The organism is Streptomyces coacervatus, assembly GCF_029223485.1.
Taxonomy (GTDB): domain Bacteria; phylum Actinomycetota; class Actinomycetes; order Streptomycetales; family Streptomycetaceae; genus Streptomyces; species Streptomyces coacervatus.
The window spans coordinates 268,112-287,444 of the sequence record NZ_JARHTP010000003.1 but is presented as its reverse complement, the minus strand read 5'-3'; the positions used below and the strand labels follow the sequence as shown (position 1 = coordinate 287,444).

The 19,333-nt window shown below is 70.0% G+C and carries 22 protein-coding genes; 14 read left to right on the top strand and 8 right to left on the bottom strand.

The features are described 5' to 3' along the window. Positions 1-131: 131 nt before the first annotated feature. The 4 genes from rpsA (at position 132) to P2Q00_RS08860 (ending at position 3,964) form a co-directional block, all read left to right on the top strand. Entirely contained in the window at positions 132-1,631 is a 1,500-nt protein-coding gene (gene rpsA, locus P2Q00_RS08875) for a 30S ribosomal protein S1 (protein ID WP_275771221.1), read from the top strand. Positions 1,632-1,910: 279 nt separating this feature from the next. Then, on the top strand, positions 1,911-2,849 hold the full coding sequence (locus P2Q00_RS08870; protein ID WP_275771220.1) for a PAC2 family protein: 939 nt from the start codon (positions 1,911-1,913) through the stop codon (positions 2,847-2,849). 45 nt (positions 2,850-2,894) lie between these two features. Next, positions 2,895-3,533, top strand: a complete 639-nt coding sequence (coaE, locus tag P2Q00_RS08865; protein WP_275771219.1) for a dephospho-CoA kinase — start codon at positions 2,895-2,897, stop codon at positions 3,531-3,533. A 50-nt stretch (positions 3,534-3,583) separates the two neighbouring features. Next, positions 3,584-3,964, top strand: coding sequence for a tetratricopeptide repeat protein (locus P2Q00_RS08860; protein ID WP_275771217.1), 381 nt, complete (start codon positions 3,584-3,586; stop codon positions 3,962-3,964). Positions 3,965-4,006: 42 nt separating this feature from the next. Here the strand turns inward: P2Q00_RS08860 and P2Q00_RS08855 are convergent, their stop codons facing one another. Further along, a complete protein-coding gene (locus P2Q00_RS08855) occupies positions 4,007-4,273 on the bottom strand; it encodes a DUF6343 family protein (RefSeq protein ID WP_275771216.1) in 267 nt (88 codons plus the stop codon). A 78-nt stretch (positions 4,274-4,351) separates the two neighbouring features. Between P2Q00_RS08855 and P2Q00_RS08850 the strand changes: the two genes are divergently transcribed. Both P2Q00_RS08850 and P2Q00_RS08845 read left to right on the top strand, forming a co-directional pair. After that, on the top strand, positions 4,352-5,251 hold the full coding sequence (locus P2Q00_RS08850) for an acyltransferase domain-containing protein (RefSeq protein ID WP_275771214.1): 900 nt from the start codon (positions 4,352-4,354) through the stop codon (positions 5,249-5,251). Positions 5,252-5,390: 139 nt separating this feature from the next. Then, positions 5,391-5,837: a DoxX family protein gene (locus tag P2Q00_RS08845; RefSeq protein ID WP_275771213.1), complete on the top strand. Its 447-nt coding sequence runs from the start codon at positions 5,391-5,393 to the stop codon at positions 5,835-5,837. A 58-nt stretch (positions 5,838-5,895) separates the two neighbouring features. Here the strand turns inward: P2Q00_RS08845 and P2Q00_RS08840 are convergent, their stop codons facing one another. The 3 genes from P2Q00_RS08840 to P2Q00_RS08830 all read right to left on the bottom strand — a co-directional run bounded on the left by P2Q00_RS08840 (position 5,896) and on the right by P2Q00_RS08830 (position 7,241). Then, positions 5,896-6,459, bottom strand: a complete 564-nt coding sequence (locus P2Q00_RS08840) for an RNA-binding S4 domain-containing protein (RefSeq protein WP_275771212.1) — start codon at positions 6,457-6,459, stop codon at positions 5,896-5,898. Positions 6,460-6,526: 67 nt separating this feature from the next. Then, positions 6,527-6,958: an SRPBCC family protein gene (locus tag P2Q00_RS08835; RefSeq protein ID WP_275771210.1), complete on the bottom strand. Its 432-nt coding sequence runs from the start codon at positions 6,956-6,958 to the stop codon at positions 6,527-6,529. A 61-nt stretch (positions 6,959-7,019) separates the two neighbouring features. After that, positions 7,020-7,241: a hypothetical protein gene (locus P2Q00_RS08830; protein ID WP_275771209.1), complete on the bottom strand. Its 222-nt coding sequence runs from the start codon at positions 7,239-7,241 to the stop codon at positions 7,020-7,022. A gap of 73 nt (positions 7,242-7,314) precedes the next feature. Here P2Q00_RS08830 and P2Q00_RS08825 point away from each other — a divergent pair, with 73 nt between their 5' ends. Continuing rightward, on the top strand, positions 7,315-8,019 hold the full coding sequence (locus P2Q00_RS08825) for a uracil-DNA glycosylase (protein WP_275771207.1): 705 nt from the start codon (positions 7,315-7,317) through the stop codon (positions 8,017-8,019). A 37-nt stretch (positions 8,020-8,056) separates the two neighbouring features. After that, positions 8,057-9,058, top strand: a complete 1,002-nt coding sequence (gene pip / locus P2Q00_RS08820; protein ID WP_275771205.1) for a prolyl aminopeptidase — start codon at positions 8,057-8,059, stop codon at positions 9,056-9,058. On the opposite strand, the gene P2Q00_RS08815 is transcribed toward pip, so the two are convergent. Then, positions 9,012-9,743, bottom strand: coding sequence for a hypothetical protein (locus P2Q00_RS08815; RefSeq protein WP_275771203.1), 732 nt, complete (start codon positions 9,741-9,743; stop codon positions 9,012-9,014). The two genes, pip and P2Q00_RS08815, sit on opposite strands and share 47 nt — an antisense overlap. 82 nt (positions 9,744-9,825) lie before the next feature. Then, positions 9,826-10,497: a GntR family transcriptional regulator gene (locus P2Q00_RS08810; protein WP_275771202.1), complete on the bottom strand. Its 672-nt coding sequence runs from the start codon at positions 10,495-10,497 to the stop codon at positions 9,826-9,828. 150 nt (positions 10,498-10,647) lie between these two features. On the opposite strand from P2Q00_RS08810, the gene P2Q00_RS08805 reads away from it, so the two are divergent. The 3 genes from P2Q00_RS08805 to P2Q00_RS08795 are packed head-to-tail and all read left to right on the top strand — an operon-like array spanning position 10,648 to position 13,866. Beyond that, a complete protein-coding gene (locus tag P2Q00_RS08805) occupies positions 10,648-12,126 on the top strand; it encodes an NCS1 family nucleobase:cation symporter-1 (RefSeq protein ID WP_275771200.1) in 1,479 nt (492 codons plus the stop codon). A 5-nt stretch (positions 12,127-12,131) separates the two neighbouring features. Further along, on the top strand, positions 12,132-12,878 hold the full coding sequence (locus P2Q00_RS08800; protein WP_275771198.1) for an aspartate/glutamate racemase family protein: 747 nt from the start codon (positions 12,132-12,134) through the stop codon (positions 12,876-12,878). 4 nt (positions 12,879-12,882) lie between these two features. Then, positions 12,883-13,866, top strand: a complete 984-nt coding sequence (locus tag P2Q00_RS08795; RefSeq protein WP_275771196.1) for an MBL fold metallo-hydrolase — start codon at positions 12,883-12,885, stop codon at positions 13,864-13,866. A 27-nt stretch (positions 13,867-13,893) separates the two neighbouring features. Here the strand turns inward: P2Q00_RS08795 and P2Q00_RS08790 are convergent, their stop codons facing one another. Beyond that, complete coding sequence (locus P2Q00_RS08790) at positions 13,894-14,364, bottom strand: GNAT family N-acetyltransferase (RefSeq protein WP_275771194.1); 471 nt, start codon at positions 14,362-14,364, stop codon at positions 13,894-13,896. After that, positions 14,361-14,774, bottom strand: a complete 414-nt coding sequence (locus P2Q00_RS08785; RefSeq protein ID WP_275771193.1) for a RidA family protein — start codon at positions 14,772-14,774, stop codon at positions 14,361-14,363. The genes P2Q00_RS08790 and P2Q00_RS08785 overlap by 4 nt, the downstream gene beginning before the upstream one ends. A 357-nt stretch (positions 14,775-15,131) precedes the next feature. Between P2Q00_RS08785 and P2Q00_RS08780 the strand changes: the two genes are divergently transcribed. The 3 genes from P2Q00_RS08780 (at position 15,132) to P2Q00_RS08770 (ending at position 19,255) form a co-directional block, all read left to right on the top strand. After that, on the top strand, positions 15,132-15,926 hold the full coding sequence (locus P2Q00_RS08780; protein WP_275771192.1) for a nucleotidyltransferase domain-containing protein: 795 nt from the start codon (positions 15,132-15,134) through the stop codon (positions 15,924-15,926). A gap of 70 nt (positions 15,927-15,996) precedes the next feature. Continuing rightward, positions 15,997-16,728, top strand: coding sequence for a DUF7873 family protein (locus P2Q00_RS08775; protein ID WP_275771190.1), 732 nt, complete (start codon positions 15,997-15,999; stop codon positions 16,726-16,728). A 616-nt stretch (positions 16,729-17,344) separates the two neighbouring features. Then, positions 17,345-19,255, top strand: a complete 1,911-nt coding sequence (locus P2Q00_RS08770; RefSeq protein ID WP_275771188.1) for an FUSC family protein — start codon at positions 17,345-17,347, stop codon at positions 19,253-19,255. The last annotated feature ends 78 nt before the right edge of the window (positions 19,256-19,333 follow it).

Genomic DNA, 19,333 nt, shown 5'->3' with positions numbered 1-19,333 from the left:
CCATCACCAGTATCTGGTTCTCCAGTTATCTGTTGGGGCGCTTCCTTGGCTGTCCGGCTTCTTCAGAGCGATACGGGCTCCCGGCGTAGCAGTACCTACGACTCAATGTCCGTACCGGAGCCCTTTCCCACATGACGAGCAGCACCGAGACCACCGCCACCACCCCGCAGGTTGCGGTCAACGACATCGGTAACGAGGAAGCCTTCCTCGCCGCGATCGACGAGACGATCAAGTACTTCAACGACGGCGACATCGTCGACGGCGTCATCGTGAAGGTCGACCGGGACGAGGTCCTGCTCGACATCGGTTACAAGACCGAAGGTGTCATCCCGAGCCGCGAGCTCTCGATCAAGCACGACGTCGACCCGAACGAGGTCGTCGCCGTCGGTGACGAGATCGAAGCCCTTGTTCTCCAGAAGGAGGACAAGGAAGGCCGCCTGATCCTCTCGAAGAAGCGCGCCCAGTACGAGCGTGCCTGGGGCACCATCGAGAAGATCAAGGAAGAGGACGGCATCGTCACCGGTACCGTCATCGAGGTCGTCAAGGGTGGTCTCATCCTCGACATCGGCCTCCGTGGCTTCCTCCCGGCCTCCCTGGTCGAGATGCGCCGCGTCCGCGACCTCCAGCCCTACGTGGGCAAGGAGCTCGAGGCCAAGATCATCGAGCTGGACAAGAACCGCAACAACGTGGTCCTGTCCCGCCGTGCCTGGCTGGAGCAGACCCAGTCCGAGGTCCGCCAGACGTTCCTCACGACCCTGCAGAAGGGTCAGGTCCGCTCCGGTGTGGTCTCCTCGATCGTCAACTTCGGTGCCTTCGTGGACCTGGGTGGCGTCGACGGTCTGGTCCACGTCTCCGAGCTCTCCTGGAAGCACATCGACCACCCCTCCGAGGTTGTCGAGGTCGGCCAGGAGGTCACCGTCGAGGTCCTCGACGTCGACATGGACCGCGAGCGTGTCTCCCTGTCGCTGAAGGCGACCCAGGAAGACCCGTGGCAGCAGTTCGCCCGGACCCACCAGATCGGTCAGGTCGTCCCGGGTAAGGTCACCAAGCTGGTTCCGTTCGGTGCGTTCGTCCGCGTGGACGAGGGCATCGAGGGTCTGGTCCACATCTCCGAGCTGGCCGAGCGCCACGTGGAGATCCCGGAGCAGGTCGTCCAGGTCAACGACGAGATCTTCGTCAAGGTCATCGACATCGACCTCGAGCGCCGCCGCATCAGCCTCTCGCTGAAGCAGGCCAACGAGGCCTTCGGTGCCGACCCGGCGACGGTCGAGTTCGACCCGACCCTGTACGGCATGGCCGCGTCGTACGACGACCAGGGCAACTACATCTACCCCGAGGGCTTCGACCCCGAGACCAACGACTGGCTCGAGGGCTACGAGACCCAGCGCGAGGCGTGGGAGCACCAGTACGCCGAGGCGCAGCAGCGCTTCGAGCAGCACCAGCAGCAGGTCATCAAGAGCCGCGAGGCCGACGCTGCGGCTGCCGCCGAGGGCGGGGACGCTGCGGGTGCGGCTCCGGCCGCGGCCGGTGGCGGCTCGTACTCCTCCGAGGGTGCGGACACCTCCGGTGCGCTGGCGTCCGACGAGGCGCTTGCCGCTCTGCGGGAGAAGCTGGCCGGCGGCCAGAGCTGAACGCTCACTGAGCAGTAGCTCCTGACTGAGGGGCCGTACCTTTCGAGGTGCGGCCCCTCAGTGCTGCCCTGGGTTGTCTTTCGGCTGCGGGTCTGTGGGGGCTTGTCGCGCAGTTCCCCGCGCCCCTTAAAGGGTGGTTGCCCGCCCCCTTGGTGATGAGGAAGACGTAAGCCCCTGGCCATGAGAAGGGCGTAAGAGATGGCTGATCACGGGTCCGGGTGGGAATGCCCCTGGTCCAGGGGGCGTTGGAACGTACGAACACGAGGAGGAGCGGTCACAGTGCTTGATCCGCAGGGTTTGTACGCATGGGAGCCGAAGGGCCTGGCCGTCGTCGACATGGCGCTCGCCCAGGAGTCGGCAGGCCTTGTCATGCTCTACCACTTCGACGGATACATCGACGCGGGCGAGACCGGCGACCAGATCGTCGACCGGCTGCTCGACTCGCAGCCCCACCAGGTCGTCGCCCGCTTCGACCACGACCGGCTCGTCGACTATCGCGCCCGCCGCCCGCTGCTGACCTTCAAGCGTGACCGGTGGACCGAGTACGAGGAGCCCACTATCGACGTGCGGCTCGTCCAGGACGCCACCGGGGCGCCCTTCCTGCTGCTGTCCGGACCCGAGCCGGACGTGGAGTGGGAGCGGTTCGCCGCGGCCGTCCAGCAGATCGTGGAGCGGCTGGGTGTGCGTCTGTCGGTGAACTTCCACGGCATCCCGATGGGCGTCCCGCACACCCGCCCGGTGGGCCTGACCCCGCACGGCAACCGCAACGACCTGGTCCCGGGCCACCGCAGCCCCTTCGACGAGGCGCAGGTCCCCGGCAGCGCCGAGTCCCTGGTCGAGTACCGCCTCATGGAGGCCGGGTTCGACGTTCTCGGAGTCGCCGCGCACGTCCCGCACTACATCGCCCGGTCCCCGTATCCGGACGCGGCCCTGACCGTCCTGGAAGCCATCACGGCGGCCACCGGTCTGGTGCTCCCCGGCATCGCGCACTCCCTGCGCACGGACGCCCTCCGCACCCAGACGGAGATCGACCGGCAGATCCAGGAGGGCGACGAGGAGCTCACCAGCCTCGTCTCGGGCCTGGAGAACCAGTACGACGCCGTCGCGGGCGCCGAGACCAGGGGCAACATGCTCGCCGAGCCCGTCGACATCCCGTCGGCGGACGAGATCGGCCTCGAGTTCGAGCGCTTCCTGGCGGAGCGCGAGGGCGACAACTGACCTCCGGCGGCTCCGCTGTCGGTGGCAGGCCCTAAGCTTCCCGTCATGCTGACAGTGGGCCTGACCGGCGGGATCGGTGCCGGCAAGAGTGAGGTGTCGCGGCTGCTCGTCCAGTGCGGTGCCGTGCTGATCGACGCCGACCGCATCGCGCGCGAGGTCGTCGCGCCGGGGACGGCCGGGCTGGCCGCGGTTGTCGATGCCTTCGGGAAGGACGTGCTCGCCCCGGACGGCAGCCTCGACCGGCCCAGGCTGGGTTCGGTCGTCTTCGCCGACCCCGAGAAGCTGGCCGTGCTGAACTCGATCGTGCACCCGCTGGTCGGCGCGCGGTCCCGCGAGCTGGAGGCGGCCGCCGCCGGGGACGCGGTCGTCGTCCACGACGTGCCGCTCCTCGCGGAGAACAGCCTCGCCCCGCTGTACGACGTCGTGATCGTCGTCGACGCGAGCACCGAGACCCAGCTCGACCGGCTCGTACGGCTGCGCGGCATGACCGAGGAGGACGCACGGGCGCGTATGGCCGCCCAGGCGACCCGTGAGAAGCGCCGGGAGATCGCAAACGTCGTGATCGACAACGACGTACCGCTGGAGGAGCTGGAGCGCCGGGTGAAGGACGTCTGGGCGGACCTCGTACGAAGAGCGCAGTCGGCGTCCGAATCATCCGGTACACATCAATCGGCCCAGGAATAACGGTTCCTGTGCGGGGCGTTGAAACCCTCGAGTGAGGGAAGGACTTTGCCGTGCCCGAGACCAGCGGTTCGACCGGACGTACTCCGGAGACGCATGTCATCGACTTCCGTGCCGCGGAGCAGCTGCTCAACGCACGGGACCCGCGGGGCGCGGTGAAGCTGCTCGACTCAGTGATCGCCGCGCACCCGGAGAACACCGCCGCCCGGCTGCTGCGGGCGCGTGCCTTCTTCGCCGCCGCACAACTGCGGCCCGCCGAGCTGGAGTTCACGATCGTCCTGGAGCGCGAGCCGGACAACGCGTTCGCGCACTTCGCGCTCGCCCGGACCTATGAGCGCCGCGGGGAGACCGAGCAGGCCAAGCGCCATTTCAGACTTGCGGCCGCGCTGGACCCCAACCCGCAGTACCTGAAGGCGGCGCGGTTCGAGTCGTGAGCACGGGTCCGTGAGCACGGGGCGGAGCTTGTTCACAGGCTGTCAGCGGGGCCGGCTCTCCGGCGGCCGGTACGGGGGGACGTCCCGGCCCGGCTGGTAGTGCGGGCCCTCGCGGATGTGCTTGAGGATGACGGTCATGTCGACCGTGATCACCAGCCACAGCACACCGCAGGCGGCCGCCCACCCGGGGCGCCCCACCAGGGCGAACGCGGCCGTGCCGAAGATCGCCCAGACCAGCCCCCACACGCTCAGCCAGAAACGCGCCCGCAGTGCACTGCGCGCGGTCGTCGGCTCACTGCCTGTACGCATCGGGATCACCGCTCCTGTTTGCAACGTACTCTTCGGGACGGACGTTCACCAAGGGGAACGGGACTAGGGGGTCGCCGCATGCTGCCGCATGCCGATGAGCTGGCCGAGGTGCTGCTGGACCTCGCCGTACCGCACGAGGACATCAACCAACTCGTACGGATGGGCCGACGGGTGACCGACGACCCGGAGCTGCTGCGCGTCCTGGAGGCGTCGGTGGAGGAACTCGTCCGGGGCATGGGGGAGATCGGCGGCGCGGTCGACCTGCCCCAGCTCGACTGGGCGTCCGGGCCACTGCAGCGCTGCTTCCCCGTGTACGTTTTCGTGGCCGCGCTGCCGTACACGCGCGCGTACCACCGTGCGCGGGGCGTCCCGGACGACGTCTCCCGGCGCACCCTCGCCGACCTCGGACGGAACATGGCCGTGCATCGCAGGCGGCACCGCCGGGCCGGCGTACAGGCGCCCTGGTGGCTCACCCACCACTTCCGGGGCGAGCTGTACCAGTTGGGGCGGCTGCAGTTCGAGCGGGCACGGCACGGACAGCGCACGTCACGGGTGCTCGCGTCGGCCGGTCTGGACGTGGCACCCGGCACGCCCTGTCTGAACGTCCACATCCCCGACTACCTCGGCCCGCTGTCACCGGCGGCCTGCGAGCGCTCGCTGGCACTGGCGGCGGAGTTCTTCACGCTGCACTATCCCGAGGAGAAGTACCGGGCCGCGCTGTGCCACTCGTGGCTGCTGGACCCGCAGTTGAAGGAGTATCTGTCGGCGGACTCCAACATCGTGCGGTTCCAGGACCGCTTCCGGGTCGCCCGTGAGGACCGGGAGCCGGCCGACTCCGAACCGGTCCAGTTCGTGTTCGGCGACCCGGAGCTGGCGGTCGAGAGCCTGCCCCGGCGTACGGCGGTGGAGCGGGCGGTCGGGGACCACCTGAGGGCGGGCCGGCACTGGTACATCGGGCACGGGTGGTTCCCGCTCTAGTTCCTTCCAAGGCTGTACGGCTCCACGGTGCTCCGGCTCTACGGTGGCGCGAAATTCCGCTCTGCGGCGATGAGTTCCGCAGCGGCGGCCGGTCTACCCCTGTGACAGCACGACGAACCGCTCACCACAGGAGAACCAGATGTCCGAGACCACCGCCCGCGTCGCTTCCGTCCCCGTCGTCGCCGAGTCCGCGACCGCCCGAGGCCGCCGTGCCCGGATCGCCCTGCGCACCGTGCAGGTGCTGCTCGCCCTCTTCTACGGCATCGCGAGCGCCCTGCCCAAGCTGATCGGGAACTCCTACGCCGTCGACGCCTTCGACAAGATCGGCTGGGGCAGCGCGGGCATGTACACCATCGGCGCCCTCGAACTGGCCGGTGCGGTGGCCCTGTTGATCCCGGTGCTGCAGTCGGTGGCCGCGATCGCACTGAGCGCCCTGATGGTCGGAGCGTTCTTCGTCCAGGTCGTCGTCTTCGGCGGTGAGAACGCCGCGACCCCGCTGATCCTGATCGTGCCGCTGGCCCTCATCGCCTGGGCTCGGCGGGGTTCCACCAGGGAACTGCTCAAGCTCGTACGACGACGGGTGTGAGCCCCGACGACGCAGGTGGCGTCCGGTCCGAGCCGGACGCCACCTCCGTGTGCCCGGGTCAGTGCCCGCCGGGACGTGCCGTACCGCCGCCCATCAGGCCCCGTAGGCGCTCCATGTCGCGGCGGTCCCGCTTGGTCGGGCGGCCCGTGCCGCGGTCGCGGATGCCTGCCGGGGCGAAGGGCTCGCGGGGCGGCGGGGGCGGGGAGTTGTCGACGTAGCACTGGGCGGCCACCGGGGCGCCGACCCGCTTGCGGATCAGCCGCTTGACGATGACGATCCGCTCCCAGCCCTCCTGCCGTACGCGCACTTCGTCGCCGATCCGCACGGTGTGCGCGGGCTTCACGCGTTCACCGTTCACATGCACATGCCCGCCCTTGCAGGCGGCCGCGCCGAGCGAGCGGGTCTTGGCCAGACGTACGGCCCAGATCCAGCTGTCGATCCGCACGGTCGCGCCGTCCGCCGGGCCGGCGGCCTCTGCGGCGGCGATGGCCGCGGCGATCTTGGGGTCGACCGCTGCGGCATCGACGGCCTCGGGATCGACTGCCTCGGGGCCGTCGGCCTGGGGAGCCGCCTGCGCTGCGGAGCCCGGCCCGCCCCTCTCCTCGTCAGCTTCGGGAGCCATGCTCCCGACCTTAGTCCCCCGAAGCGGTTGAACCGGATGGATTTCTGTGTCCACGCGGCGGCGCGCGTCACCGCCCGCGTTCCACGTACTTCTTGAAGTGCTGCAGATCCGTGCGGACGAGCCTCTCGATCGTGCTCGCCTGGGCGAATCCTCTGGGACCGCCGAATTCCGCCCTGAGGGCGTCGGGGTCGTACTCAAGGCGTGCCTGGACCCGGGTGTGGGTCCGGTCGATCGGCTGCAGGGAGAAGGAGCCCGTCAGCTCGGGGGCGCCCATGGTGTGCCACTCCATCACGCGTTCCCCGCGGCGGTCGGAGAGCTCGGCCTCGAATTCACGGGGTCGGCCGCCGGCCTCGACGTCCAGATGTGCTCGCCCTTCCGCCTCCGTATGGGCGCCCCGCACTCCCTCCACGAAGCGCGAATAGTTCTCCACCCGGTGGAGGCTGTCCCAGGCCTGGTCGATCGGGACTCCGACATCGACGTGTTCTTCGAGGGTGCTCATGGCCCACCTCCAGGTTCGGCTCATGGCGCATGGCCCGTTGTCCCCAGTGTGCGCCCGGCGGCTACGTCGTGCCGTTCCACTCGTACGGCCCGCCGCCACGCCATTCGATCAGTTCGGGGTCGTCGACGGCCTGGTCCTCCTCGGCGGGCAGGCCCGCACCGTGCAGGAAGTCCAGTACGTCGAAGAGGTTGTACGCGGTGCCGACGCGCTCGCCGCGGATCGTCACACGCCGTCCGCCGTCCGATTGCGGCGGAAGCACGACGACAGGGGGTTGCACGTCCATGACTCCAGCATGTGCCGGGACGGGCGGACCTGCCGCTCGGTGTCCGCCCATCCGGTGGTCATACCGTTGAGGCATGAACAGCCTGGCCGAGCTCGACACCCGGGTCGCCGGGTGCGCCGCATGTCCTCGCCTCGTGGAGTGGCGGGAGCAGATCGGGCGGACCAAACGGGCCGCCTTCCAGGACTGGACGTACTGGGCGCGGCCGGTGCCCGGCTTCGGGCCCGCCGACGCCTCGCTGCTGATCGTCGGGCTCGCGCCAGCGGCCCACGGCGGCAATCGCACCGGCCGTATGTTCACCGGCGACCGCTCCGGGGACGTGCTGTACCGGGCGCTGTACGACGTGGGGCTGGCCTCGCAGCCCACCTCCGTCACCGCCGACGACGGTCTCCAGCTGTACGGCGTCCGCGTCACCTCGCCAGTGCACTGCGCCCCGCCCCAGAACAAGCCCACCCCGGGGGAGCGGGACGCCTGCCGGCCCTGGCTGGTCCAGGAGCTCGCGCTGCTGCGGCCGACCCTGCGCGCGGTCGTCGTGCTCGGCGCCTTCGGCTGGCAGGCCGCGCTGCCCGCGTTCGCCGAGGCGGGCTGGACGGTGCCCCGGCCGCGGCCCGTCTTCGCACACGGCACGCGCGTGCCGCTCGACGGCCTCGACCTCTTCGGCTGCTTCCACGTCAGCCAGCGCAACACCTTCACCGGCAAGCTCACCCCCGAGATGCTGCGGGACGTGCTGCGCACGGCGGGGGAGGCGGCGGGGCTGCCCGTCCGGACCGGCCGGAAATGAGGCGGCGAGGCGGCGGCAGAGAGATTACGGTGCCCGGATGGGCCTCTACCCGGAGATCGAACCGTACGACCACGGCCTGCTCGATGTCGGCGACGGCAACCGCGTGTACTGGGAGACCTGCGGAAACCCGCACGGCAAGCCCGCGCTGGTCCTGCACGGCGGACCGGGCTCGGGCTGCACGCCCTACTTCCGGCGGCTCTTCGACCCCGCCGCCTACCGGATCGTGCTTCTCGACCAGCGTGGCTGCGGACGCTCGACGCCGCGGGCGAGCGCGTACGACACCGACATGAGCGTCAATACGACCGCGCATCTCATCGCCGATCTGGAGCTGCTGCGGCGGCACTTGGGGATCGGGCGGTGGCTGGTGTGGGGTGTGTCGTGGGGGTCGGTGCTGGGGCTGCGGTACGCGCAGACGCATCCGGGCGTCGTGAGCGAGCTGGTGCTGACCGGTGTGGCGACCGGCTCCAATCCCGAAGTGGCCTTGCTGAGCAGGGGACTTGGGCAACTCTTCCCGGAGGCCTTCGAGCGGTTCGTGGGTGAACTGCCGGAGGGCGAGCGGGACGGCAACCTCGCCGCCGCCTGCAACCGTCTGCTGGAGTCGCCCGACCCCGAGGTGCGGGCGCGTGCCGCGCGTGCCTGGACCGACTGGGAGACGGCGACGATTCCCGCGCCGCCGAGGTCGGTCGAGCGGTTCGAGGACCCGGCCTTCCGCATGGGCTTCGCCCGCACCGTCACCCATTACTGGGGCAACGACCACTTCCTGGGCGAGGGCAACGACGAGGGCGTCGTCCTGCGCGACGCGCCTCTGCTCAAGGACATCCCGGGCACCCTCGTCCAGGGCAGTCTCGACTTCGGCAACCTCCTCGGCACCGTCTGGCGTCTCCACCACGCCTGGCCCGGCAGTGAGCTGGTCGTCGTCGACGAGGTCGGGCACGATGCCGGGGCGCCGGGAGTCGCGGATGCCCTGGTGGCGGCGACGGACAAGTATGCGGTCACTCGGAGGCGAGCTGCGCGCCGAGCTTCTTCAGCTGGGTGCTGACGACCGTGTCCGGTACGACGGCCGCTTCCTTGCCTCGGCCCGACACGCTGAACATCGCGACCGTCGCCCCCTGCCGGACGGCCACCACCGCGTACGGAACCCGGACGGCGTCGTCGTATCCGTCCCCCGTCACCAGCTGAGTCAGCCGCAGGGACACGGACTCGTCGCCGTAACCGGGGGCGGGCCGGACCTTGACGCCTTCGTAGGCGAGGTCCGCGGTGACGTCCTTGAAGCTCCCGCACTTCGCGGCGGCCGTCCGCAGCTGGTCCATCACGCGCACCGCGTCCGCGACGCGGTGCGACGAGAGGGTCAGCCGCGTCGGCCTGCCGGCCTTCTTCGGGTAGACGGACCGGCCGACCCGCGCGGTGGCGGTGAAGCCGCTGCCGCCTCCCACCGCGTGCATGACGGGAGCGCACTCCTCGGGATCCGTCGCCTTGTGCGACGAGCCGACGGACGTGAACGAGCGCTCCACCTCGTAGCCGTCGAGGTCGGTCCCCTTGACTGCGGCCTGTTCCAGGGCCGTCGCGGTCAGCGTTCTGGCCTGCGCACCGGAGGTCCCGGTCCTCGCCGTCCTGTCCGGCGCGGCGCCTTTCTGCGAGTCGTCCCCGGATCCGCATGCGGCCAGCAGGCCGAAGGTCATGAGCATGGCAATGGAGATGCCGCCGAGTCGTGCTGCGCGCGCCACTGTTGTCCCCCGCCTGATTGATCGTCGAGCAGCAGAGTAGAGCGTCCGCGGTCGGGTCGGGACGGATTTTTTCACGGCGATGTCAGTCGCGCGTCTCGGTCTCGCCGAACAGATGCCGCACCGTGGACCGGTAGTTGGTCCGCACGTGGGCCAGCGCGTGCGCGCGGGCGCGGTCCGGGTCGCCGGAGGCGATTGCCTCGTACAACTCCCGGTGTTCCACAAGGAGTTGGGGCCACTCCTCGTTCCGCCGGGTCATCCAGCGCAGCCGGCCGGCGACCGGCTCCAGGGCTTCGGTCAGCAGGCTGTTGCGTGCCATCGCCACGATGCGGTCGTGCAGGCGGCTGTTGACGTCCGTGATCACCTCCGCGTCCCCCGCCTCCGTCGCGGCGGCCGCGAGGTCGAGCAGCTCCTGGACCTGGGCCAGATCCTCCGGTGTCGCGCGTGCCGCGGCGAGCCCGGCGGCGTAGACCTCCAGTGCCTCGCGCAGTTCGAAGAGCTCCTGGACGTCGTGCGGGGTGAGACGGCGTACGACCGTGCGGCGCGGCGTCTCGAAGTGGACGAACCCTTCGGCGACCAGCGCGCGGATCGCCTCGCGGACCGGCACCCGGGAAACCCCGAAGCGCTCGGCCAGCTCCCGCTCGACCAGCCGGTCGCCGGGGCGGAGACTGCCCGCGATGATCTCCTGCCGCAGGCTCGCCAGGACCCGCTCGCGGACCGCGCCCAAGGGTTCGATCTTCGTCGTCGTGGAGCTCATGGAGCCATCTTCGCCGACTCCGGGGGTGTTTTACCGATCGTTAACAATGGCGACATCGGTCGGAATGCTTGACGGCGGGACCATGTCCGCAGTTTGGTATACCAAACGGCTGCCGTCCTCCACCCTCCGCTCCCGTCCCATGGAGGCCCCGTGTCCCTCGCCGACCGCGCCGAAGCCACCGGCGCCCCCGCGTTCGTCCCCGATCCCCGGCTCACCAACGAAGACCTCGCGCCCGCCGAGAAGCGCAACTGGAAGGTCTTCGACCTCTTCGCCATGTGGATGTCCGACGTCCACAACCTCGGCAACTACACCTTCGCCGCCGGCCTGCTGGTCCTCGGCATGAACGTGTGGCAGGTCTTCACGTCCCTGCTCGTCGGCTTCGTGATCATCTACATCGGAATGAACTGGATGGGGAGGATCGGCCAGGCCCACGGCGTCCCGTTCCCCGTCGTCAGCCGCATCAGCTTCGGCGTCTGGGGCGCCAACATCCCGGCCCTCATCCGGGCCGTGATCGCCATCATGTGGTACGGCATCCAGACCTACCTGGCCTCCGTCGCCGTCAACGTGATGCTGCTGGCCGCCTGGCCGGGACTGGAATCCTGGACCCACCACTCCTTCCTGGGGCTCGACGCGCTCGGCTGGGTCTCCTTCGTCTCGCTCTGGCTGATCCAGGCGCTGATCATCAGCCAGGGCATGGAGTCGGTGCGGAAGTTCCAGGACTTCTGCGGCCCGGCGATCTGGCTGGTGATGATCGCGCTGGCGGTGTGGGTGCTGTGGAAGGCCGACTGGAGCATCTCGCTCACCTCCACCCCGCACCCGGTCTCGACCGGCGAGCAGTGGCGGCAGTGGTTCGGCGCGATCGGGCTGATCCTCGCCACATACGGCACGCTGATGCTCAACTTCTGCGACTTCTCCCGCTTCGCGCCGGACTACCGCACCGTCCGCCGCGGAAACTTCTGGGGCCTGCCCATCAACTCGACGGCGTTCGTGGTCGTTTCGGTGATCGTCACGGCCGGCTCGCTGAAGGTGTTCGGCACGGCGATCACCGACCCCGCGGAACTCGTCGCCAAGATCGGCAACACCTGGGTGCTCGTCGTGGCCGCGTTCACCTTCGCGGTCGCCACCATGGGCGTCAACATCGTCGCCAACTTCGTCTCACCGGCGTACGACCTGGCCAACGTCTGGCCGCAGAAGATCACCTTCAAGGTCGGCGGCATGATCAGCACGGTGGCCGCCCTGGTGGTGACGCCGTGGAACCTCTTCTCCAACCCGACCGTCGTCAACTACTTCCTCGGCGGCCTCGGCGCCTTCCTCGGCCCGCTGTTCGGCGTGATCATGGTCGACTACTACTGGGTCAAGCGCGGACGCGTGGATGTGAACGAGCTCTTCGACGCCACGCCCGGCTCCCGCTACTACTACCGCAAGGGCGTCAACCCGAAGGCCCTGTGGGCGTTCCTGCCGTCGGCGGCGGTCGCGGCGGTGCTGGCGCTGGTGAAGACGTTCAGCGACGTGGCCCCGTACTCGTGGTTCATCGGCACGGCGCTGGCGGCCGGGCTGTACCTGGTGATCTGCCGGTCCGAGCGAACCGCTTCTGCCCCCGCCCCCGAGCCGACTGCCGTGGAGGTCTGACGGACGTGCGGATCGTCGTCACCAACTGCAACACCACGCAGGAGATGACCGAGGAGATCGTACGAGGTGCCCGGGCCGCCGCAGGCCCGGGCACCACCGTGCTCGGACTGACCCCCGCGTGGGGACCGGAGTCGGCGGAGGGCTGGCTCGACAGCCATCTGTCGGCCGCGGCCGTCATCGATCTGCTGCGGACGTATGACGGCCCGTCCTACGACGCCGTCGTGATGGCCGGGTTCGGGGAGCACGGGCGGGAAGGCGTACGGGAGTTGGTGGACGTACCGGTCGTCGACATCACGGAGGCCGCGGCACATCTGGCCTGTCTGCTCGGGCGGCGGTACGGGGTCGTGACGACGCTGGAGCGGTCCTGCGGCCAGATCGAGGACAGCCTGGAGCTGGCGGGGGTGGGGCGCAACTGCGCCGCCGTCGTCGGGACCGGGCTGGGGGTTCTCGACCTGGGCGACGCGGACCGTACGGAGGCGGCCTTTCTGACGGCTGCCGAACGGGCACGGGAGGCCGGGGCCGAGGTCCTGGTGCTCGGGTGCGCCGGGATGACGGGACTGCAGCGGGTGGTGGGGGAGAAGCTCGGGCTGCCGGTGGTCGACGGGGTCGGGGCGGCCGTGAAGCTGGCGGAGTCGCTGGTGGCGCTGGGGCTGACGACCAGTCGGGCGGGGAGTTATGCGAAGCCGGTGCCCAAGAGGAGGGCGTGGGGTGCACCCGCCCACGCAACCCGTGATCAGGGTCACCCACAATGAGCGCATGAACCTTCCTGACGGACTCCCCCCGGTCGCCGACGGACTCCACCTGTGGTCCCCCGGCCACGCGGGCACCTGGGGCTTCGCGAACTGCCTGCTCATCACCTCCGGCGAGCAGGCGGCCCTGGTCGACACCCCCTACGACCGCCCGATGACCGAGGCCCTGCTCGCCGCGGCCCGCCCGGTCCTGCCCGCGGGCGCGGCCGCCGTACGGACGATCGTCAACACCCACGTCAACGGCGACCACACCTTCGGCAACGCCTGCTTCCCGGGCGCGGACATCATCGCCACGAAGGCCAGCGCCGAGCACCTCTGCCGCGAACCCTCCCCGCAGCAGATGCACTTCCTCACCCATCAGACACCGGCCGACGCCCCCCTCGGCTGGTACGCGCGCGAGCACTTCGGCCGCTACACATACGAGGGCGTCGACGCGGTCCCGCCCACCACCACCTTCTCCGGCCGGTACGAGCTGACGGTGGGCGACATCGAGGCCGAACTGATCGAGGTCGGCCCGGCGCACTCGGCCGGCGACCTCATCGTCCACCTGCCCGCGCAGCGGGTCGTGTGCGCCGGGGACGTCCTGTTCGCCGAGGACCACCCCGTCCACTGGGACGGCCCGCTCGCCCGGGTCGCCGCGGCCTGCGAGACGATCCTGGCGCTGGACCCCGAGGTGGTCGTACCCGGCCACGGCCCGCTGATGAGCGTCGATGACGTCCGCGGCTACGTCGCTTACGTGCGGGAGCTGGAAGCCCTGGTCCACGCCCGCCACGCGGCCGGCGCCCCCGCGGGCGAGGCCGCCGCGGACATCCTCGCCTCCGGTTTCCACGACCACCTGGGCCTGCGGGAACGGATCGTGATCCTCACCGCGGTCGAATACCGGCACCTCGACGGCGACACCGGGGAGGTGGACGTCGTCGGGCTCGCCGCCCAGGCGGCGGACTGGGCGTACCGGGATCACGGGCCCGGGCGGCCTCAGCCGCTTGTCTGAAGCAACAGTCTTGTGTGAAGCGGTAGTTCAAGGCCGCCACACATACCGCACGTCCGGCTCCCGCTCCTCGTTCCCGCTGCCGTCCGTGTACTCGACGGCGACAAAGCCGTGCCGCTCGTAGAACCGGTGGGCGGGCCTGTTGACCTGGAAGGTCCAGAGGCCGAGCCCACCGGGACTCCGCTCCTTGGCGAGCGCGACGAAACGGTCACCGATGCCGCGCCCCCGCCAGTCGGGGTGGAGGTAGAGCTGGGACAACTCGTCGTCGTTGAGCACCATTACGCCGACGATGCCGCCTTCCGCTCCGGTATCTGCGACCCAGGTCTCCCGCAGCGGCACCACCACGTCCCGGAAGTAGTCGCGGACGTCGTCGGGGGAGCGGGGACTGACGACCGTGGGCAGGGCGGCGGCGAAGGAGGTCAGCCAGACGTCGGCTGCTGCGGCGGCGTCGGGGGTGGCAGCTCGGCGGAGGGCGACGTCGGCGACTTCGGAGCGGCTCACGGCCGTGCCTCCTCCGGGACGACGGCGGTCGCCGTGATCTCCACCAGCTGCCCGGTGTACCCGAGACACGCCACACCGATCAGCGTCGAGGAGTGCGGCCCGACGCTGAGCCCGGACGCCTCGACGACGTCCCAGACGGCGGACATTACTGCGGTGTCACTGCTCACGACGTACACGTCGGTCGCCACGACATGCGCCAAGTCGCTGCCGACGGAGCACAGTTGCTCCTTGAGATTCACCAGCACCTGCTCGGCCTGCCGCACGGGATCACCCTCCCCGACCAGCTGTCCGTCGGCGTCGAGGGGGACAGAGCCGGCGAGGAAGGCGAGCTTGGTGCCGGCCTCGACGACGGAGGCGTGGGAGTAGGTGGGCGGCGGGAAGAGGGCGGGGGAGGTCACACGCCGTATCAAGAGATCCGCTCCTTGAATGGACACACGAGAACCCACCGATCCTCGGGGCCGTCGGCCGGGGGCGCATCCGAATTTCCCCTCCCTCAAGGGTCGTCCCGATCCGGAAGGGATCGGTCGATCGGGTCCTTCCATGCGCACGAAGCACCTGGGACGCTTCACGGCGGCGGGGTTCTAGCGGGCCCTGGGTATGCCGGGCGGCTGCAACACCCACGCCGTCCCCGAACTGCGTTATTCACAAGAGGAGTTGGCCGTGCCCAGCATGCCGGCGGCCGCCCCGCACCGACCGTCGTGGCTCGTCTCCTCAGTTGAGGCCGGACACACAGAACACGCAGCATGCCGACCGACAGGAGCGCAACCGTGCCTGCCCTCACCGACTCCGCCTTCCTCGGCTTCATGGCCGACCGTCTCGCCGCGCTCCCCACCGTCCGGGCCGTCGCCCTCGGTGGCTCCCGGGCGCAGGGCACCCAAAGGCCGGACAGCGACTGGGACTTGGCGATCTACTACCGAGGCCCATTCGACCCCGCCGACCTCCGTGCCGTGGGCTGGGAGGGCGAGATCTCCCAGGTCGGGGGATGGGGCGGCGGCGTGTTCAACGGAGGCGCCTGGCTGACCGTCGACGGGCGGAGGGTCGATGTCCACTACCGCGATCTCGACGTCGTCGAGCACGAGTTGGCGGAGGCGGAGGAGGGGCGGTTCCGGGTGGAGCCGTTGCTGTTCCATCTGGCCGGGATTCCGAGCTATCTGGTCGTCGCCGAACTGGCGATCAACCGGGTGCTTCGAGGGGAGGCGCCCCGGCCCACCGCGTATCCGGAGAAGCTACGTGTCTCCGCCGCAGACCGCTGGCGCGGCACCGCCTGCGCCACCCTCTCCTATGCGAAGGCCAACCACGCCCCGGCGGGCCGCCTCACGGAGGTCGCCGGCGCCATCGCCACGGCTGCCGTGCAGATGGGGCACGCCGTGCTGGCGGCGCGGGGAGAGTGGGTGACCAACGAGAAGCGGATGCTGGAGCGGGCCGGGCTGCGGGGTGTTGACTTGACGGTCGAGCAACTGGGCACGGATCCAGAGGTTTTGGCGCAGGGAATCACCGATGCAGAGGCTCTTTTCGCGTCCACCTTCGCAGCCGCTGCCACCTCTGCGCACGTTGCCACTTGAGCTGCTCGGTATGGCGGTCGGGCGAATAATCCTTCGAGTTGCCGTAGTTGTCACTGCTAACGTCCCAGACGTGGCGAAACTCAATCAGATCATCGCAGTGGAGAAGGGCATCAAGTCCAAGGCTCATCAGGACCTGACGGCCGCTCACCACGGGCTGCAGAAGCCCGCATTGCTGGCCGGTATCTCGCGTACGTACCAGCCGAAGGACGAAGAGGGCGAGCAGTTGCCGCCCGAGTCGACGCGAGTGCAGGTGCAGGCCGAGGGGGTGTTGCGGGAGACCGCGGCGACCCTGACCCGGCTGTTCGACGTGACCGCCACCAAGGACTGGGCCAACTGTGCCGCCCGTGCTGATGTGAAGGTGGACGGGCGGGTGTTGGTCGCCGATGTTCCCGTGTCCTATCTGCTCTTTCTCGAGAAGCAGCTTGTCGATCTCAACACCTTCGTACGGAAGCTGCCCGTCCTCGACGCCTCCGAGTCGTGGATTCAGGACCCGTCCACCGATGCGTGGAAGACCGAGCCGGTGCGGACTCTTCGTACGAAGAAGGTGCCTCGCAACCATGTGAAGGCGGAGGCGACCGAGAAGCATCCCGCCCAGGTCGAGGTCTACTACGAGGACATTCCCGTCGGGTACTGGACCACCGTGAAGTTCTCCGGTGCACTGCCCGCCCGTCGCGTCAATGAACTCCTCGACCGCGTCGAGAAGTTGCAGCAGGCCGTGAAGTTCGCGCGCGAGGAAGCGAACGGTGTCGACGTCGTCGACCAGAGGGTCGGTGACGCTGTGTTCGGCTACCTCTTCGGATAGCGGGTAACCTCAAAGACTCCCCGGTCCCTGCGACCGGGGTGCGCGAAGAGCGCAAGCTGAAGCTGAAGCTTGTCGTGACTGCGCGGTTCCAGTGGAGGTTCGAGTCCTCCCCGCGGCATCAAGAGCAACACAGGCAATCCCCGTGCCGCGGTAGCCCAACCGGCAGAGGCAGACCGCGATCAATCTCAGACTCTCGCTCCAGACTCAGCATTCGCCGTCGATCGCCGGATCGACCGGGTTCAGGCCCCAGCGCGTCGAAATGCTGGTTCAAGTCCAGTCCGCACAGCTCGATGTGCGGTGGTCCAAAGGCAGGACGCGACGACATCACGACTGACCTGGACTCTCAAGTGTGCCGGCGTGCGAACATGGGCGGCATCCCAGGGCCCGGGGGCAGGCTACGCCCCCGGGCCCGCCTTCGTTTCCGCGGTCGCGCAGCTGCCGTACCGGGATTGTGTTCATAAAGAACACGCCTTTCCCTTCGATCGTCACATCGCGGAAATACGAGCGTTCCCATCCCTCCAAGTACGCGATCTACCGTGGACACCACAACCGTCCACAGCCCGGCCACCGTCGCCCGAAGGCTCACCCCCGCCCTCGTCGAGACGACAGGAGCCCCGTGTCCCGCCCCGCCGTAACGTCCGTCCTGCCGCCCTGGCTCGCCCACGCCCTCCGTGCCCAGCGCGGGCCGGTTCCCTGGAGCGCGGTCGTGCGCGGGGCCCTCGCCGCCGGCCCCCTCCTCCTCGCCGCCGTCCTCCTCGACCGCACCTCCCTCGGCGTCGTGGCCGCCATCGCCGCCATGCTCGCCGGGATCAACGACCGGCCCGGCAGCCGCCGCGCCTCCGTCAGGCGGCTCGGGGTGCCCGCGCTCGCAGGAGCCGGTGGGCTGCTCGCCGGGACGTACGCCGGGGAGCACATGGGGGCGGTGGCGCTCACCCTGCTCCTCACCGGCATCGGGCTCCTCGCCGGCGGCATCAGTGCCGTCGGGCCTGTAGCCTCCGGCGCCGGTACGCAGCTGCTCGTCGCCTCCGCCATCGGGGCCGGGATGCCGGGACCGGAGGAGGGGTGGCTGCGCGCCCTCGCCTTCCTGGCGGGCGCCGGGTGGCTGGTTTCGCTCCGGCTTGTGCTGCCCACCCCCGGTGCCATCGCCGGCGACTTCCGGTTCGACGGGGAGCGGGATGCCGTAGCGGCTGTCTACGACGCCATCGCCGATCTCCTCGACGCCGCCGGGTCGGACGACGGCACCGCCCGCCGTGCCGCGCTCACCGCCGCCCTCGACCATGCGCAGGACGCCCTCGCCGGGCCCCGGCTGCGGAGGTACGCCTCCTCCTCCGCCGAGCGGCGGCTGCACGCGCAGTACGCCGCCGCCCTCCCGCTCGCCGAGGCCGCGACCGCGCTCGCATGGGCCGGGGAGGCCGTGACCGGACGGGCCTCCGAAGGGCCCCGGCGGCTCGCCGCCGCCGTACGGGAGAACACGCATACCGGGCCGCTGCCCGCACCCAGCCGCTCGGCTGCCGCCCTGCGCGCCCTCGACGATGCGCTTCTCCACGCCGCCGACGCCTTCGACCAGGGGGAGGCGCGTGACCTGCACACCCGAAGGCGTACGGCAAAGACCCTCTTCCGTATCGCCTTCGGCGCCGGCGGGCGGGAATACGGTCTCCGCGTCGCCCTGTGCTTCGGGGCCAGCGCGGGCGTGGCGCAGGCCCTGCACCACGCCCGCTGGTACGGGCAGCACGCGCACTGGTACTGGCTGCCCGCCACCGCCGTCTTCCTCGTCAAGCCCGACCTCGGGCCGCTCGCGTCCAGGGTGCTGAACCGCGCGGCAGGCACCGTCCTGGGGGCTGTCGTCTTCGCCGGCTTCGCTGCCGTACTGCCCCGGCCCGAAGGGCTCATCGCGCTCGTGGCCGTCAGCGGTGCTCTGATCCCCGTCGCCACGCGGCACTTCGCGGCCCAGACCGCGGTCGTGACCGTGCTCGTCCTCGCCCTGGTGATGGTCGGCGGGGAGCCGCAGGCCTCCGTCAGCCGGATCGGCGAGACGCTGCTGGCCTGCGCGATCGTGCTGATCGTCGGACATCTGCCGATGCCGGGGCAGCGGGGCGGGGGAGTACGGTCCCGGCTCGCCGCAGCCGGCAGTGCCGCGCACGCCTACCTCGCGCACGTTCTGGGCGAGTCCCGCGTCCTGAGCGAGCCCCATGTCCTGAGCGAGTCCCGCGCCGGCGCCCCCGACTCCCGCGCCATCCGCTGGACCCTCCGCCGCGAGGCCTACCGCACGCTCGCCGAGGCCCGTACCGCCATCGCCCTCGCCGCCGCCGAACTCCCCGCGCTCGCCCGGCACTCGGAGGGCGCGGGCGAGGTCGTCGACACCCTGGAACGGCTCGTGGACGCGACCACCGCCTGCGCCGTGCACCTCGACGACTCGGGTCGCCTCTCACGCGGGGACCGTGATCAACTCGCCCAACTGCTCGGTGAGTTAGAGCACAGCCGCGAGCGGACAGGGCTACGGCTGCCCGAGCTGCCCCTCGCCGTGTAGCGAACAGGGGCGGCGCCCCGCAGTCCTGCTCCCGCTGCGGGACGCCTGCCTCACCGGTTGGCAGCACGACTCCTGCTG

Coding starts and splice junctions, on each gene's coding strand:
- P2Q00_RS08830 (WP_275771209.1), bottom strand. CDS start 7,241: ATGGACGTGCAACCCCCTGTCGTCGTGCTTCCGCCGCAATCGGACGGC.
- P2Q00_RS08810 (WP_275771202.1), bottom strand. CDS start 10,497: ATGAGCTCCACGACGACGAAGATCGAACCCTTGGGCGCGGTCCGCGAG.
- P2Q00_RS08840 (WP_275771212.1), bottom strand. CDS start 6,459: ATGGCTCCCGAAGCTGACGAGGAGAGGGGCGGGCCGGGCTCCGCAGCG.
- P2Q00_RS08855 (WP_275771216.1), bottom strand. CDS start 4,273: ATGCGTACAGGCAGTGAGCCGACGACCGCGCGCAGTGCACTGCGGGCG.
- P2Q00_RS08825 (WP_275771207.1), top strand. CDS start 7,315: ATGAACAGCCTGGCCGAGCTCGACACCCGGGTCGCCGGGTGCGCCGCA.
- P2Q00_RS08795 (WP_275771196.1), top strand. CDS start 12,883: ATGAACCTTCCTGACGGACTCCCCCCGGTCGCCGACGGACTCCACCTG.
- P2Q00_RS08845 (WP_275771213.1), top strand. CDS start 5,391: ATGTCCGAGACCACCGCCCGCGTCGCTTCCGTCCCCGTCGTCGCCGAG.
- rpsA (WP_275771221.1), top strand. CDS start 132: ATGACGAGCAGCACCGAGACCACCGCCACCACCCCGCAGGTTGCGGTC.
- P2Q00_RS08850 (WP_275771214.1), top strand. CDS start 4,352: ATGCTGCCGCATGCCGATGAGCTGGCCGAGGTGCTGCTGGACCTCGCC.
- P2Q00_RS08835 (WP_275771210.1), bottom strand. CDS start 6,958: ATGAGCACCCTCGAAGAACACGTCGATGTCGGAGTCCCGATCGACCAG.
- pip (WP_275771205.1), top strand. CDS start 8,057: ATGGGCCTCTACCCGGAGATCGAACCGTACGACCACGGCCTGCTCGAT.
- coaE (WP_275771219.1), top strand. CDS start 2,895: ATGCTGACAGTGGGCCTGACCGGCGGGATCGGTGCCGGCAAGAGTGAG.